Annotated in this window: 9 protein-coding genes; 4 read left to right on the plus strand and 5 right to left on the minus strand. The window is 61.6% G+C overall.

What is annotated here, in order from left to right:
• The first annotated feature begins 344 nt into the window (after positions 1–344).
• On the plus strand, positions 345–698 hold the full coding sequence (uraH, locus tag DCO48_RS10765) for a hydroxyisourate hydrolase (RefSeq protein WP_116550591.1): 354 nt from the start codon (positions 345–347) through the stop codon (positions 696–698).
• A 158-nt stretch (positions 699–856) separates the two neighbouring features.
• On the opposite strand, the gene lpxH is transcribed toward uraH, so the two are convergent.
• On the minus strand, positions 857–1,579 hold the full coding sequence (gene lpxH / locus DCO48_RS10770) for a UDP-2,3-diacylglucosamine diphosphatase (RefSeq protein WP_116550592.1): 723 nt from the start codon (positions 1,577–1,579) through the stop codon (positions 857–859).
• A complete protein-coding gene (locus DCO48_RS10775) occupies positions 1,576–2,076 on the minus strand; it encodes a peptidylprolyl isomerase (protein ID WP_116550593.1) in 501 nt (166 codons plus the stop codon). The genes lpxH and DCO48_RS10775 overlap by 4 nt, the downstream gene beginning before the upstream one ends.
• Before the next feature lie 213 nt (positions 2,077–2,289).
• On the opposite strand from DCO48_RS10775, the gene DCO48_RS10780 reads away from it, so the two are divergent.
• Both DCO48_RS10780 and cysS read left to right on the plus strand, forming a co-directional pair.
• Complete coding sequence (locus tag DCO48_RS10780) at positions 2,290–3,993, plus strand: glutamine--tRNA ligase/YqeY domain fusion protein (protein WP_116550594.1); 1,704 nt, start codon at positions 2,290–2,292, stop codon at positions 3,991–3,993.
• 9 nt (positions 3,994–4,002) lie between these two features.
• The gene (gene cysS, locus DCO48_RS10785; RefSeq protein ID WP_116550595.1) at positions 4,003–5,385 is read left to right on the plus strand and encodes a cysteine--tRNA ligase; all 1,383 of its coding nucleotides are present in this window, start codon (positions 4,003–4,005) and stop codon (positions 5,383–5,385) included.
• Positions 5,386–5,453: 68 nt separating this feature from the next.
• Here the strand turns inward: cysS and DCO48_RS10790 are convergent, their stop codons facing one another.
• The 3 genes from DCO48_RS10790 to DCO48_RS10800 form a co-directional block, all read right to left on the minus strand.
• On the minus strand, positions 5,454–6,842 hold the full coding sequence (locus tag DCO48_RS10790; protein WP_116550596.1) for a HAMP domain-containing sensor histidine kinase: 1,389 nt from the start codon (positions 6,840–6,842) through the stop codon (positions 5,454–5,456).
• The gene (locus DCO48_RS10795; protein WP_116550597.1) at positions 6,820–7,500 is read right to left on the minus strand and encodes a response regulator transcription factor; all 681 of its coding nucleotides are present in this window, start codon (positions 7,498–7,500) and stop codon (positions 6,820–6,822) included. Before DCO48_RS10795 ends, DCO48_RS10790 begins: the two co-directional genes overlap by 23 nt.
• A gap of 178 nt (positions 7,501–7,678) precedes the next feature.
• Entirely contained in the window at positions 7,679–8,698 is a 1,020-nt protein-coding gene (locus DCO48_RS10800; RefSeq protein ID WP_116550598.1) for a branched-chain amino acid aminotransferase, read from the minus strand.
• Between the two features lie 219 nt (positions 8,699–8,917).
• On the opposite strand from DCO48_RS10800, the gene DCO48_RS10805 reads away from it, so the two are divergent.
• Positions 8,918–14,692, plus strand: a complete 5,775-nt coding sequence (locus tag DCO48_RS10805) for an NEL-type E3 ubiquitin ligase domain-containing protein (RefSeq protein ID WP_116550599.1) — start codon at positions 8,918–8,920, stop codon at positions 14,690–14,692.
• Positions 14,693–14,795: the final 103 nt, after the last annotated feature.

Here is a 14,795-nt window from a genome sequence, read left to right on the forward strand (position 1 = left end):
CGGAAGTAGTCCGTCGGCCACACTGATGGGGTGATTGTATACAACTTTGTTTGCGGTTTGTAAGCCTGTTTTTTCCAATTTCTTTCCGCCAGGGCGCTGGATCGGGTGTGCAAAAAACCTGCCTGATTAGTCAGCAAATGACGAATTCGTCAGCTAAACCTGTAGGTTTGCGACTGACGGCCTATAGACAGGCGGTGTGCAGCAGGCTAACAAAATCGTCAGAATTATTGTGTACAATTTTTGAGAAAAATGTCTTAATAATCCGACAGCCGCCCGCTGCCGTGTTTAACCGGGGTGTGAGGCGGGAATTTTTTGCCCATAGATTTAGAAGAGGCGAGCACGCAATGGGACGTTTGACCACGCATGTACTGGATGCCGCGCATGGCTGCCCTGGCAGCTCGATCAAGGTCGAGCTGTACCGGGTCGAAGGCCAGCAACTGGAACTGGTGAACACTGCCCTGACCAATAGCGACGGCCGTTGCGACGCGCCGCTGCTGCAGGGTGACGATTACCGTAGCGGTGTGTATCAACTGCAGTTCAGTGCCGGGGATTACTACCGTGCGCGTGGGGTGCAATTGCCGACGCCGGCGTTCCTCGATGTGGTGGTGCTGCGGTTCGGTATCAGCGAAGAGCAGGATCACTATCACGTGCCGCTGCTGATCTCGCCGTACAGCTACTCGACCTATCGCGGAAGCTAGTGGGTCGCTAGAAGAATCTTCGTAGGTCCTTGCCCGCTCACACTGCGGGCCTTTTTTTGCCTGAGGTTCAGCGAGCGCGGCACTCGCTAGCGGCAAAAGCACGGCGGGAGTGGCGATGCGGCGACCCGACTCGTCCCGCGCTGAAGGTGTTGCGGTGTTCAGCCGAAATCAAACGCCGCCAGCTGAAACCCCTGGTCATCCACCTGCAAAGCCCAGCCCTGCCGATCCCAATCGCCGAGCACAATCCTGCGCCCAGGTGTATCGCCGATCATCAGTTTATGAATCGCCGGCCGATGGGTGTGCCCGTGCACCAGGGTCTTCACGCCAAATTGCTGCATGATCCGTGGGACTTCTTCGGGGGTAACGTCAACGATATCGTTGGCTTTCATCCGCGTTTGCGCCTTGCTTTCGCTGCGCAGCTTGCGCGCCAGCTTTTGCCGGGTGCGCAATGGCAGATGGCGCAGGATCCACAGGCTCAGCGGGTTGCGCAGATAACGGCGCAACTTCATGTAGGCCTCGTCACGGGTGCATAGGCTGTCGCCATGCATCAGCAACACCGGCTCGCCGCCGAGCTCGATCACGCTCGGATCGGTCAGCAGGGTACAGCCGGCGGCCTTGCAGAATGCCTGGCCGAGCAGGAAATCGCGGTTGCCGTGCATCAGCAACACCCGTGTGCCGCTGTCGCTCAGCGCACGCAAGGCCTGGCAGATCGACGCCTGGAACGGCGTCATGGCGTCATCGCCGATCCAGGCCTCGAAGAAATCCCCGAGGATATACAGGGCCTCGGCGTGCCGTGCACGGCCGCCGATCAGATCAAGAAACGCCCGGGTAATGTCCGGGCGTTCTTCTTGCAGATGCAGATCGGAGATCAGCAGTATCACTCAATGATCTCGGCTTTCTCGATGATCACGTCGTCTTTCGGCACGTCCTGGTGACCGGACTTGGAGCCGGTGGCAACGGCTTCGATCTTGTCGACGATATCCTGACCTTCAGTCACTTCGCCGAACACCGCGTAGCCCCAGCCCTGCACATTCTTGCCGCTGTGGTTGAGGAAGTCGTTGTTCGAGGCGTTGATGAAGAACTGCGCGGAGGCCGAGTGCGGCTCCATGGTCCGGGCCATGGCAATGCTGTACTTGGTGTTCTTCAGGCCGTTATCGGCTTCGTTCTGGATGCTGGCGCGGGTTTTCTTCTGGCTCATGCCTGGTTCGAAACCGCCGCCCTGGATCATGAAGCCCTTGATCACACGGTGGAACACGGTGTTGTCGTAATGACCTTCCTTCACGTACTGCACGAAGTTGGCCACGGTTTGCGGGGCTTTTTCGGCATCCAGTTTCAGGACGATGTCGCCGTGGTTGGTGCTCAGTTTGACTTTGGACATGCTGTAATTCGCTCTATTCGGGGTTTTTGCGCGGGGTAGCATCAAGCTTCAAGTGCCAAGCTGCAAGAAAAAGCGCGATGCGTTCGTCTTGAAGCTTGCAGCTTATAGCTTGCAGCTGCTATTTGCCCTGTCGGCAGCTCGACCGCTTCGGCTATGATAAGCGCTTTGTTTCAGTCGGCCTACCCGGGCCGAGCACCCGTATTCAAGGATCCTATGAGCAAGCCCACTGCCGACACCGCTCCCAACGCCGCTGCCAAAGGCGCGCCCGCCGTCCCCGTGAACTTCCTGCGCCCGATCGTGCAGGCCGACCTGGATTCGGGCAAGCACAGCAGTATCGTCACCCGTTTCCCGCCCGAGCCCAACGGTTACCTGCACATCGGCCATGCCAAGTCGATCTGTGTGAACTTCGGCCTGGCCCAGGAATTCGGCGGTGCCTGTCACCTGCGTTTCGATGATACCAACCCGGCCAAAGAGGACCAGGAGTACATTGATGCGATCCAGAGCGACATCAAGTGGCTGGGCTTCGAGTGGACCGGCCCGGTGCGCTATGCCTCGCAATACTTCGATCAACTGCACGCCTGGGCCATCGACCTGATCAAGTCGGGCAACGCCTACGTCTGCGACCTGACCCCGGAGCAAGCCAAGGAATACCGCGGCAACCTGACCGAGCCAGGCAAGAACAGCCCGTTCCGCGAGCGTTCGGTAGCAGAAAGCCTCGACCTGTTCGCACGCATGAAAGCTGGCGAATTCAAGGACGGTGAGCGGGTGCTGCGCGCCAAGATCGACATGGCCTCGCCGAACATGAACCTGCGCGATCCGATCCTCTACCGCATCCGCCATGCCCACCATCACCAGACCGGCGACACCTGGTGCATCTACCCGAACTACGACTTCACTCACGGTCAGTCGGACGCCATCGAAGGTATCACCCATTCGATCTGCACCCTTGAGTTCGAAGGTCATCGCCCGCTGTACGAGTGGTTCCTCGAGCACCTGCCAGTGCCGGCCACGCCGCGCCAGTACGAATTCAGCCGGCTCAACCTGAACTACACCATCACCAGCAAGCGCAAGCTCAAGCAACTGGTCGATGAGCAGCACGTCAGCGGCTGGGACGATCCGCGCATGTCGACCCTGTCCGGGTTCCGCCGTCGCGGCTACACCCCGGCATCGATCCGCAATTTCTGCGAAATGATCGGCACCAACCGTTCCGACGGCGTGGTCGACATGGCCATGCTCGAATTCAGCATTCGCGACGACCTCGACCGCACCGCGCCACGCGCCATGTGCGTACTGCGCCCGCTGAAAGTGGTCATCACCAACTACCCGCAAGATCAGGTCGAGAACCTCGAACTGCCGCGCCATCCGAAAGAAGACATGGGCGTGCGCGTGCTGCCCTTCGCCCGCGAGATCTACATCGACCGCGACGACTTCATGGAAGCGCCGCCGAAGGGCTACAAGCGCCTGGAACCCGCCGGTGAAGTGCGTCTGCGCGGCAGCTACGTGATCCGTGCCGACGAAGCGATCAAGGACGCCGACGGCAACATCGTCGAGCTGCGCTGCTCGTACGACCCGGACACCCTCGGCAAGAACCCCGAGGGTCGCAAGGTCAAGGGCGTTATCCACTGGGTACCGGCTGCGGCCAGCGTCGAATGCGAAGTGCGTCTGTACGACCGCCTGTTCCGGTCGGCCAACCCGGAGAAAACCGAAGAGGGCGGCAGCTTCCTGGACAACATCAATCCCGATTCGCTGCAGGTGCTGAGCGGTTGTCGTGCGGAACCTTCGCTGGGCCAGGCCCAACCAGAAGACCGCTTCCAGTTCGAGCGCGAAGGTTACTTCTGCGCCGACCTGAAAGACTCCCAGCCGGGTCGCCCGGTGTTCAACCGCACCGTGACCCTGCGCGATTCGTGGGGCAGCTAAGGAATCCTCGTGCTTAACATCTACAACACGCTGAGCAAGACCAAGGAAGTCTTCACGCCATTGGAAGGCAACAAGGTGCGCATGTACGTCTGCGGCATGACCGTGTACGACTTCTGCCACCTTGGGCATGGCCGCAGCATGGTCGCCTTCGACCTGGTCACGCGCTGGCTGCGTTACAGCGGCTACGACCTGACCTATGTGCGCAACATCACCGACATCGACGACAAGATCATCAATCGCGCCAACGACAACGGCGAGTCGTTCGACGCGCTGACTGCGCGGATGATCGACGCCATGCATGAAGACGAGCGCCGGCTGAACATCCTGCCGCCGGATCAGGAGCCACGTGCCACCGATCATATCGCCGGCATGCACGCGATGATCCAGACCCTGATCGACAAGGGCTACGCCTACGCGCCTGGGAATGGCGACGTGTACTACCGAGTGGGCAAGTTCGTCGGTTACGGCAAGCTGTCGCGCAAGAAAATCGAAGACCTGCGCATCGGTGCGCGGATCGAGGTCGACGAAGCCAAGCAGGACCCACTGGACTTCGTCCTATGGAAAGCCGTCAAGCCGGGCGAGCCGAGCTGGGAGTCGCCGTGGGGGCCAGGGCGTCCGGGCTGGCACATCGAGTGCTCGGTGATGTCGACCTGCTGCCTGGGCGAGAGCTTCGACATTCATGGTGGTGGTAACGACCTGGAGTTCCCGCACCACGAGAACGAGATCGCCCAGAGCGAAGCGGCGACCGGCAAGCAGTACGCCAAGTCGTGGATGCACTGCGGGATGATCCGCATCAATGGCGAGAAGATGTCGAAGTCGTTGAACAACTTCTTCACCATTCGCGACGTGCTCGACAAGTATCACCCGGAAGTGGTGCGCTACCTGCTGGTATCGAGTCACTACCGCAGCTCGATCAACTACTCCGAAGACAGCCTGCGCGAGTCGAAAGGTGCGCTGGAGCGCTTCTATCACGCCTTGCGGGGGCTGCCACGGGTGGCGGCGAGCGGCGGCGAGGAGTATGTCGAGCGCTTTACCGTAGCGATGAACGACGACTTCGGTACGCCGGAAGCCTGCGCCGTGCTGTTCGACCTGGTGCGTGAAATCAACCGTCTGCGTGAGGCCGAGCCTGAGGTAGCGGCCGGTCTGGCCGGGCGTCTGCGCGAGCTGGGCGAGTTGCTTGGGGTGTTGCAACTGGACGCCGACGACTTCCTGCGTGCCGGTGCCGAAGGCAAGGTCGACGCGGCCGCAGTGGAAGCCTTGATCCAGGCGCGCCTGCAGGCGCGGGCCGACAAGAACTGGGCAGAATCCGACCGGATCCGCGACCAGATCACCGCCATGGGCGTGGTGCTGGAAGACGGTAAGGGCGGTACCACCTGGCGTCTGGCCGACTGATCGGCGTCGACTTCGTCGCTGGGCTAGCCCGCTCCCCCAGGTACCCTCGGTGCTTTTGTGGGAGCGGGCTAGTCCCGCGATGAGGCTCGGCAGTGCAACACCAGTTTCGCCCCACCCAGCTCTCCAGTGCCCACCTCCAGCTTGAACCCATGCAGGTCGACGATCGCCGCAACGATCGACAGGCCCAGGCCGAATCCGGCATGCCGATGGCCTTCATCGCTGCGATAGAACCGGCGTAACACCGTCTCGCGCTCCGACTCGGGAATCCCTGGCCCGCTGTCCTGCACCTCGACATGCAGGCCCTGGGCGTCTTCGCTCGCCCGCATCAGCACCTGGCCACCGGCCGGGGTGAACTTGATCGCATTGCCCAGCAGGTTGGCGAACGCCTCGAACAGCAGCTCGCGGTCGCCATTGAGCGGCGGCAGGTGGTTCGGCAACTGCAATGTCAGCTGGATTTCGCCGTCTTCGGCCAGTGGCAGGTAAAAATCGTACAGCTCGCTCAGCAAGGCATGCGGATCAAGTTCGACGAAGCCGGCGCGGCGCTGGCGGTCCTCCAGCTCGCTGATGCGCAGCAGGCCGCGAAAGCGCGCCATCAGTGTATCGGTCTCGGCAATGGCCTGGTCCAGGTGCTCGGCCTGCGGCGAGTTATCACCGGCCTGCTGGCGGATCCGGTACAACTGCGCGCGCAGCCGGGTCAGCGGCGTGCGCAGGTCATGGGCGATGTTGTCGCAGACGCCCTTGACCTCGTGCATCAGCCGTTCGATGCGATCGAGCATGGCGTTGACGATGGCCGCGAGCATGTCCAGCTCGTCGCGGCGCTGCGACAGTGGCAGGCGGTGGGTCAGGTCGCCGGCGACGATCAGCTCGGCACTGGCCTGGATCGCGCGAATCCGCTTCAGCGGCCGGCGGCGCAGCAGGTACCAACCGGCGATCCCCGGAATGATCGTCAGCGACAGCCCCCAGAGCAGTGCATGCAGGATGATCCGTGTCACCACGAACAGCGAGCCGTTGTCGCGTACCAGCACCAGCCAGCGGCCGTCTTTGACCTTCAAGGCCACCGCGTCGCAGCTGTCGCGCGGCATTCGTGGGGCGTCGGCGTCCAGGCAGCGGCTCAGTTCGTGGATCTTGCCATCCAGGCCGAGTTCCGCCGGAATCTGCCGCACCTGTCCGCCGAGCGGGTTGAACTGTGCATCGAACAGGCCGTAGGCGTCGAAGCTGCGCTCCTCGAAGGCTTGGCTGGCGATCAGCGCGTCGTCGAGCTGTTTGCCGCTCATGTGCGCGAACAGGTGCTGGCGCTGCAGCAGGGAATGCCGGGTCAGTTTGTTCAGGTAGCCGGACACCTCGAAGTACAGCACCCCCATGAGGATGCTGCTCCAGGCCACGAAGAGGAAACTGTACAGCGCCAGCAGGCGGCTGGTGGAGGAGCTCCAACCTTTAGACGGGTTCGGCAATGGCATAGCCGGAGCCTCGCACGGTGCGAATCAGCGGCGTTTGCCCGGCGGCGTCGATCTTTTTGCGCAAGCGTCCGATGTGTACGTCGATCAGGTTGGTGCCAGGGTCGAAGTGATAGCCCCAGACTTCCTCGAAAATCATCATCCGGGTGATGACCTGGCCGGCATGACGCATGAGGAATTCCAGCAGCTTGTACTCGGTCGGCAGCAGGTTGAGGGTTTGCTCGCCGCGCTTGGCTTCATGACTGATCAGGTCCAGTTCGAGGTCGGCGACCTGCAGCCGGGTCTGTGCCATCGGCACGCTGTTGCGGCGCAGCAAGACCTCGACGCGGGCGGCCATTTCGTCGGAGGCGAACGGCTTGGTCAGGTAGTCGTCGCCACCGGCACGCAGGCCGCGTACGCGTTCGTCGACGTCGGAAAGGGCGCTGATCATCAGGATCGGCGTGGCGATCTTCAGGTTGCGCAGCGTGGTTACGATGGTCAGGCCGTCCACTTCGGGCAGCATGCGGTCGAGGGTGATCAGGTCATAACCGCCGGCAATGGCCTTGGCCAGGCCCTCACGGCCGTTGTCGACCCAGTCGACATCGAGACCATGGCTGGAGAGTTCGGCAACGATTTCCTGGCCGGTGACGGCATCGTCTTCGATAGTCAGTACGCGGAGCATGCTTTTACCCGGGCGGAGATTGAGAACCTGATTGTGCCAAAGAATAGGCGGTGGCCGGGTTAAAGAAAAATTCATCTAGGGGAGGGGCTGTGTTGCAGCCCAATCGCGGCACGAGCCCGCTCCGACAGAGCACATCGGTGTCTTTGTGGGAGCGGGTTTGTTCCGCGATAAGGGTAAATCAGGCTACCTTGACGATCCAGCCAGCCGGGGCTTCAACGTCGCCGCTCTGGATGCCGGTCAGCTCGTTGTAGAGCTTCTGGGTGATCGGGCCGACTTCGGTTTCGCTGTGGAATACATGCAGATTGCCGTTGTACTGGATACCACCGATCGGGGTGATCACTGCCGCCGTGCCACAGGCACCGGCTTCGGTGAAGCGCTTCAGCTCGTCGATCAGCACGTCGCCTTCGATCACTTTCAGGCCCAGGCGCGATTCGGCCAGTTCCATCAGCGACAGGCGGGTAATGCCTGGCAGCACCGAGGCGGACTTCGGCGTGACGAACTCGTTGTTGGCGGTAATGCCGAAGAAGTTGGCCGAGCCGACTTCCTCGATCTTCTTGTGGGTCAGCGGGTCGAGGTAGATGCAGTCGGCAAAGCCGGCTTGCTTCGCTTCGTAGCCTGGTTGCAGGCTGGCCGCGTAGTTACCGCCGACCTTGGCTGCGCCGGTGCCCTGTGGCGCCGCGCGGTCGAAATCGGAGATCAGGAATTTGTGCGGGGTCATGCCGCCTTTGAAGTACGAGCCGACCGGAATCGCGAAAATCGAGAAAATGAACTCCGGCGCGGTGCGCACACCAATGTTGTCGCCGACGCCGATCACGAACGGACGCAGGTACAGCGCACCCTTGCCATACGGCGGGATGAACTTCTCGTTGGCCTTGACCACCTGTTTGCAGGCGTCGATGAACGCGTCGGTCGGTACGCGCGGCATCAGCAGGCGGTCGCAGCTGCGCTGCATGCGCGCGGCGTTCTGGTCAGGGCGGAACAGGTTGATCGAGCCATCCTTGCAGCGGTAGGCCTTCATGCCTTCGAAGCACTGCTGGCCGTAGTGCAGCGCGGTCGAACCTTCGCTGATGTGCAGCACATTGTCTTCAGTCAGGGTGCCCTGGTCCCACTTGCCATCACGGAAGTAGGAAAGGTAGCGCTTGTCGGTTTTGATGTAGTCGAAGCCCAGCTTGTCCCAGTTAATGCTTTCGTTACTCATGGCACCCTCGATCGGTTGGCAAATGCCTGTAGGTCAGGCCACGCATCTTGCGCAAGCAGCCACGATAATACATCCCGTGCGGATCGGAAACGCCCAGTCATAGATTGTCGGCGGTTGCGCGGTCATGCGTCGGTATTTCCCTGGGTGACTTATGTAGTGCTCGGCTCCCAGGCCATCTCCCTACTCTGGCCAGCCATTTACCGGACGAAGGCTGGACCCATGACCGAATCCTCCCCAACTGGCTTGAGCACTGGCCCCGCGCAGGTGCTGACCCGCAAGATTCCCAAATGGTTGCTCGCAGCGCCCACCGCGCTACACGAGAAACTGCGTGCACAAGGAATGCGGGCACACCCCTGGCCGGACAAGCCGGCGGCTGCAGTCAAGGCACTACAACAGGCGCATGTCCACTACCGGATCAACGAACAACGCCTGGCCCCGATACTGGCTCAGCTGCCGACTGCGGAGGCCTTTGCCGAGCCGATCCTGACGGCGGCGATCAAGACCCACTTTGACCTGGACGTCAATGTACGCGAGGCCTACCTGTTCAAAGCCCATCGCGCCGAGTTGCCAATGTCCTTCATAGAACTCTCGCATGACCCGCTGGTGCGTCTGCAGAAGTGCTTGAAGGCCGCCACCCAATCGCTGCTGGAGGCGGCCCTGCAGAACTTCGAGGCATCGGAAGCGGAGCCTGGGGGGATGGATATCGGCGCCGGGCAGGCGTCGGCGATTTATGGCAGTTATCCGCTCAAGGGCGTCTCGATCGACGGCACGCTACTGAGCATTCCGCCCTGGGCCTTCGCCTGGCTCTGTCGCGAACTCGATCTTGGCGGGCAATACCAGCGCTTGATCGAGTCCGTGCTGAACCCGCCGGACACGCCGGAGCAGGGGCCAGGTATTGGCGCCGCCAACCGTCGCTCGTTGTTCAAGCTGCTGGAGCATTCGGTGTTCGAGGTTCAGGTGCACCGGGCGTATCTGAACGACCTCATCGACGAACGTCTGCGCGATGCCGCCCTCGACATTGCCCGCGGGCGTCCGGCGACGCTGGACGGTGCGCCATTGAGCTGTACGTTCCTGCAGTTGTGGGAAGTCGAGCTGATCGGCATCGTCGTCATTGGTAAGGACTACGTTGATAGTCGGGGTATTGAGCCGATCATGGTCTATGTGCCGGACGACCCGGTAGCGCCGCTGAAGCTGTATGCATCGAGCCAGGCCTTCCACAACGAATTGCGTGATCGGATGTTGAAGACCCCCCGCTACATGAGCTTCTTCCAGCGGTTCGTGCCGGCGCGGCAGCGCGCCATGGTTTACCGACGCTTGCGAGAAGTGCTCGAGCCCAAGGTGTGGAACGACACCGATCGCATCTATGAAATTGGCATTGGCCATGACGCGCGGCTGCACCTGCGCGAGGGCGAGTTGAAGGGAAGCTTTCTCAGCGCGTTGTCGGCGCAGAAATTTGCCCAGCTCAAGGACGATGCGCTGTTTCATGCGGTGCCAACCGCCGAGGTAAGCTTCAGGACGATGGTGGCCAAACTCGAGTATCTCGCCGGCCTGGCCTTCAATGCGTTGAATATCGCGGCGTTCGTGGTGCCTGGGTTGGGCGAGGTGATGCTCGGGGTGATGGCTGCGCAGCTGAGTTATGAGGCGTATGAAGGTGTTGAAAGCCTGGCCCATGACGAGAAGGCACAAGCCTGGGGCTACTTGATGGACATCGTGCAGAATCTGGCCCTGATTGGGGCCCTTGGCACCGCGACTGCCGGCCTAGGGAAGATACCCGCGATAGAAATGCCGGCGCTGGTCGGGCGAATGCGTGAAGTGCAGTTGCCCGACGGCAGTAGCCGTCTGTGGAAGCCGGATCTTGAACCCTTTGCTCACGACATCGTCCTGCCCGCCGGGCTAAAGCCCAACGCTGTTGGGCTCTACGAATATCAAGACAAGCTGTGGCTGCCGCTGGAGGGGCGTATCTACGCAGTGAGGGCTGGCGCCGACGGGAAGGCGCATCGTCTACAGCATCCTGCGCGTGACGGCGGGTACCAACCGTTGCTGCGCCACAACGGTTCTGGTGCCTGGCTGCATGAGTTGGACCAGCCTCTGGAGTGGCAAGGCCTGAAGCTGTTCCGGCGCCTGGGGCGCCTGGGCAGCGAGCTATCCGACGAAGCTGTCAGCCAGGCTTTGCAGGTCAGTGGCACACACGAGGCAACCCTGCGGCGGATATTGGCCGAGAACGAACCACCGCCTGGATTGCTGGTCGATACCGTGCAACGCTTTGAGATCGATCAGGACCTGCAACGGTTTATTGCGCAGATGGAGGCCGGGGATGCGAGTGCCGACTCGCAACTGCAGGCCAGCTTGCTGCACGATCAGCCTGGCTGGCCGGTTGATCGCAGCGTGGTGCCGGGGGCGGGCGATGTGCTTGTCGATGCTTTGAACATGCTGGACGAGCCGGCAATCAAGGTGTTGCTCGATGAAGAGCCCGGAGCTGGCCGGATTGCCCAGGATGTGCGGGTCCGGCGTCTTCGCGGCCGCCTGGCGCAGGCTGCCCGCGACGGTCGCAGCGAACTGTTCGCCTGGCGTTACGCCCGGCTGCAGGTGCGCGAGGCGGCCGAGGTGGGGGTATTCCAAGGCGTCTTTGGCGGGCTGCCGAGCGCGGTGATCGACGAAGTGTTGGCCCATGCCAGCGAAGAGGAACTAGCCCAGTTGCGTGCGGAGCAGCGAGTGCCGTTGCGCCTGGGGCAGGAAGCCCGGGCGTTTCTGCATCAGGTACGGCTCAGCCGGGTGTACGAGGGGTTGTATCTCGATTCGGTGAGCAGCGTCGATACACCACGGCTGTTCCTGCACAGTGTGGAGCGGCTTCCCGGCTGGGCCGACGCGTTACGTATCGAAGTGCGCGACGGTCACTTCAATGGCCCGTTGCTCGACAGCATCGGCCCGCTCGATGCGCCAGCGCGCAAGGTGCTGGTGCAGCAGGGTGACGGTTACCTTGCACTCGACGAGGAGGGCGGCCACCTGCATGGGCGGGATGACTTCCTGAGCGCCTTGATGCATGCGTTGCCGGACGAGCAGCGTGCAGCCCTGGGGGTCCCCCATGTTGGGCAGAGTGTCGAGCTGCGGCAGAAGTTGCAGGCCTCGCCGTTGCTGCCACGTCAGTCCCTGATGGAGGCGTTGCAGATGCAGCGGACCACGCCGGGAAGGCGGTCGCCCATGCGCCTGGCCGACGGTCGGCTGGGGTATCCATTGAGTGGCGGGATGGCCGGCTATATCACCGAGGAAAGCTTGCTGGACAAAATCCGCCTGCTCGAGTTCGACGACGTATTCGCCGAAGACGTGCTCCGACAGATGAACGATGCCGGGTTGAGTCGTGCTCAGATCAACGAGCGGCTCAATCAGTTGCTCGATGAGCAACAAGCGCTACGCACGGTACTGGACAACTGGACGGCGGCTGCCAGCCATCAGCCATCGATGTCGCTGCCACGTCAGGTAGGCCGAGCCTCTCTGGGTGAGGCGTTGTGGCAGCTCTGGCGGGCCAGTGCTCTGCCGGAGATCGGGCGTGGTGCGGGTGAGCTGGTGCTGCAATCATTTTATATCGACGACTTTCCGTCCGAATTACCCAGCTTTGTTGGCGAACGGGCGACGTCATTGACCCTGGTGGATACTCAAGTCAGCGACTGGAGCGTAGTGCGTTTTTTCCAACCACTCGACAGGGTGCTCACACACTTCCCAAATCTGACGTCACTCACGGCACTCAACTTCTCAGGCGACTTTATGCTGTTCTCGAGATTATCTTCCACGGTGGCGGAGTGCCTGCCGCAGCTCGAGTCGCTGGTGCTCAGAGGGCCGGGCGTCATGATCGGAGATCGGGAGCTTACTGAGTTTCGCAGGATGCCACGCCTGCGACGGCTCGATTTAGGCAATACCGCCATGTTCCAGCAGGAGCCGGATTTCACTGTCTTGAGCCTAGACTATCTGGGGCTGGACGGGACCATGAGAAGTCGCTGGCCGTCTTCGCTTACCGCTCAGGGACTTGCTTCGATTGCCGAGGTTTCTTTGGCTCAGAACTCGATCAATTCGCTCCCCAAGTTCCTGCTGCGAGCGGGTGTCGATGAGGGCCCCCGTACCCATATCCGGCTTAACGGCAACCCCTTGGGGCAGCGGACGATCATTCGGGCCCGGCTCAGCGAGTGGTCAGGCTCGCGTTACAGCTTCGATATGGATGTGCCGGTCGAGCTGCAACCCCACTTGCATCAGCTCGAAGTCGAGCGCGGTCAATTTCTGCAAGCGCTGGATGACTGGAGCCAGGCCTCCACGTCGACCGGGCAGGCCAACCCGGCACGAGCGCAGACTGCCTTGGAGATCAGACGCTTCTGGCACCGTACCGCCTACGCTGAACACGGCACTGCGGTACTGCGTCTGGACGAACAGGCAATTGCAGATTTCCCGCAGCTCCTGCCGGATGCTTTCTACTTGCGTGTGCGTAACCTGCAGGTGACCGGTACTGCCGACAATGCTGTGCAGCTCAATCAGCTGTTGCCCCGGTTTGCCCAATTGCGCAACGTGCGATTTATTGGCGAAGGTATGCTGCCTAACGCACTGCCGACAGCCCTGGAGCGTTTAGGCTCGCTGGGAACGTTGGACCTGAGCGGTATGAGCCAGGAAATCGATCAGGCGGCCATGGAGGCGTTTGGACGCTTGAGCCGGCTGCGATGGCTGGATCTGGATGGCAACTTTATGGGCGAAATCACGGATGTTTCCGCTTTGGCCTCCCTAAAACTGAGCATGCTCTCGATGCAGCGGGTCGGGCTGACGGCGTGGCCGACGTGGCTTGAGCAACTGGTTCCGCATTCGTTGGATAGCCTGTACCTGAACGGCAACCAGATTGTCGATTTGCCCCAGTGGGTGCTGGATAACCCACGCAGCACCGAGGCCGTGACCATTATCGATCTGCGCGGCAATCCGTTATCGCGGGAAACCATGACCGAAGCTCATCTGTCCGAGGCGCGCAACCGATCATTCGAGTTCAGCATGGACTTACCGGAAGACATCGCACAACTGCGCCGGCATCGACATGCATCTGACTCTTCCGACGGCAACGAAAGCAACGCCGACCCCGACTCCGGTGCGGAGGACGCGGATATCGTGCAGCCGGCGTTACCCCATGAAGGCTGGCTGAATGGCTCCATCGAGGAGGTTGAGCAGCGTCAGGCGCTATGGGGGCAGCTTGTGAACGGCAACGATGCCTCGCAGCTGTTGTCGCTCATCGATCGCTTGCGGTACACCGGCGACTATCGCAGTGCTCGCAGCCGTCCCGAATTGATCGAGCGCGTATGGCGTGTGCTGGAAGTGGCCGGCCAGGATGGTGCGTTGCGACTGACGCTCAATGGCATGGCAGAGGAGCCGCTGGCCCAGTTCCGTGCGCATGACACCTGCCCGGACGGTTTGCGTCTGGAGTTCAACCAGATGGAAGTTCAGGTATTTATTCGTCAATCGCTGCTGGAGGTGGCTAACGAACAACGTGGCTCCGCGCTTCTGCGCCTGACCAGGCGGCTCTACCGCCTGAACGAACTGGACAGCACCGCACGCGCACGCGCCGGTGTTCGCGATGAGGCCGAAGTACGCCTGGCGTATCGCCTGCGTTGGGCCGAGGCGCTGGATTTGCCGCTGCCGCCCAGGCGCATGCTGTACGAAGACGTTGCCAATGTCAGCCAGCTTGAACTGGAGGAGGCATTGCAACAGGTCCAGCACGGAGAGGGCGGGAGCGAGTTCCTGGACTATGCCGTGCATCGCGATTTCTGGGTGAACTATCTGCGAGAAGCTTATGCCGAGCGCTTCCGGGTGCTGAAGGGCTACTTCGAGGCGCAGGTGCAGGCATTGCTCGATCGCTATCCGGACGAAACGACCGAGCAACTCGGTGTGCGGATCAAGGCGCTGGAGGAGCAGCTCAAGGCCGATGAGCTGAACCTGCTGCGCGAGTTGACCGTGCAGGAGGGGCAGTTGGCCTAGCGAGCGCGCGACCTGGCGCTTGATGCGTTGCAACGTCAGAGCGGCCGCTTCATCGGCACCATCGAACTACGCCCGTCGCTGCCGGGCGGGCGTAGCCAGCGGG

It is taken from the genome of Pseudomonas sp. SDI (assembly GCF_003105155.1).
GTDB lineage: Bacteria > Pseudomonadota > Gammaproteobacteria > Pseudomonadales > Pseudomonadaceae > Aquipseudomonas.

What these genes read in the sequence shown, in the direction of transcription:
- DCO48_RS10805 (WP_116550599.1), top strand. Translation starts at nt 8,918, where the DNA reads ATGACCGAATCCTCCCCAACTGGCTTGAGCACTGGCCCCGCGCAGGTG.
- DCO48_RS10800 (WP_116550598.1), bottom strand. Translation starts at nt 8,698, where the DNA reads ATGAGTAACGAAAGCATTAACTGGGACAAGCTGGGCTTCGACTACATC.
- uraH (WP_116550591.1), top strand. Translation starts at nt 345, where the DNA reads ATGGGACGTTTGACCACGCATGTACTGGATGCCGCGCATGGCTGCCCT.
- DCO48_RS10780 (WP_116550594.1), top strand. Translation starts at nt 2,290, where the DNA reads ATGAGCAAGCCCACTGCCGACACCGCTCCCAACGCCGCTGCCAAAGGC.
- DCO48_RS10790 (WP_116550596.1), bottom strand. Translation starts at nt 6,842, where the DNA reads ATGCCATTGCCGAACCCGTCTAAAGGTTGGAGCTCCTCCACCAGCCGC.
- DCO48_RS10775 (WP_116550593.1), bottom strand. Translation starts at nt 2,076, where the DNA reads ATGTCCAAAGTCAAACTGAGCACCAACCACGGCGACATCGTCCTGAAA.
- DCO48_RS10795 (WP_116550597.1), bottom strand. Translation starts at nt 7,500, where the DNA reads ATGCTCCGCGTACTGACTATCGAAGACGATGCCGTCACCGGCCAGGAA.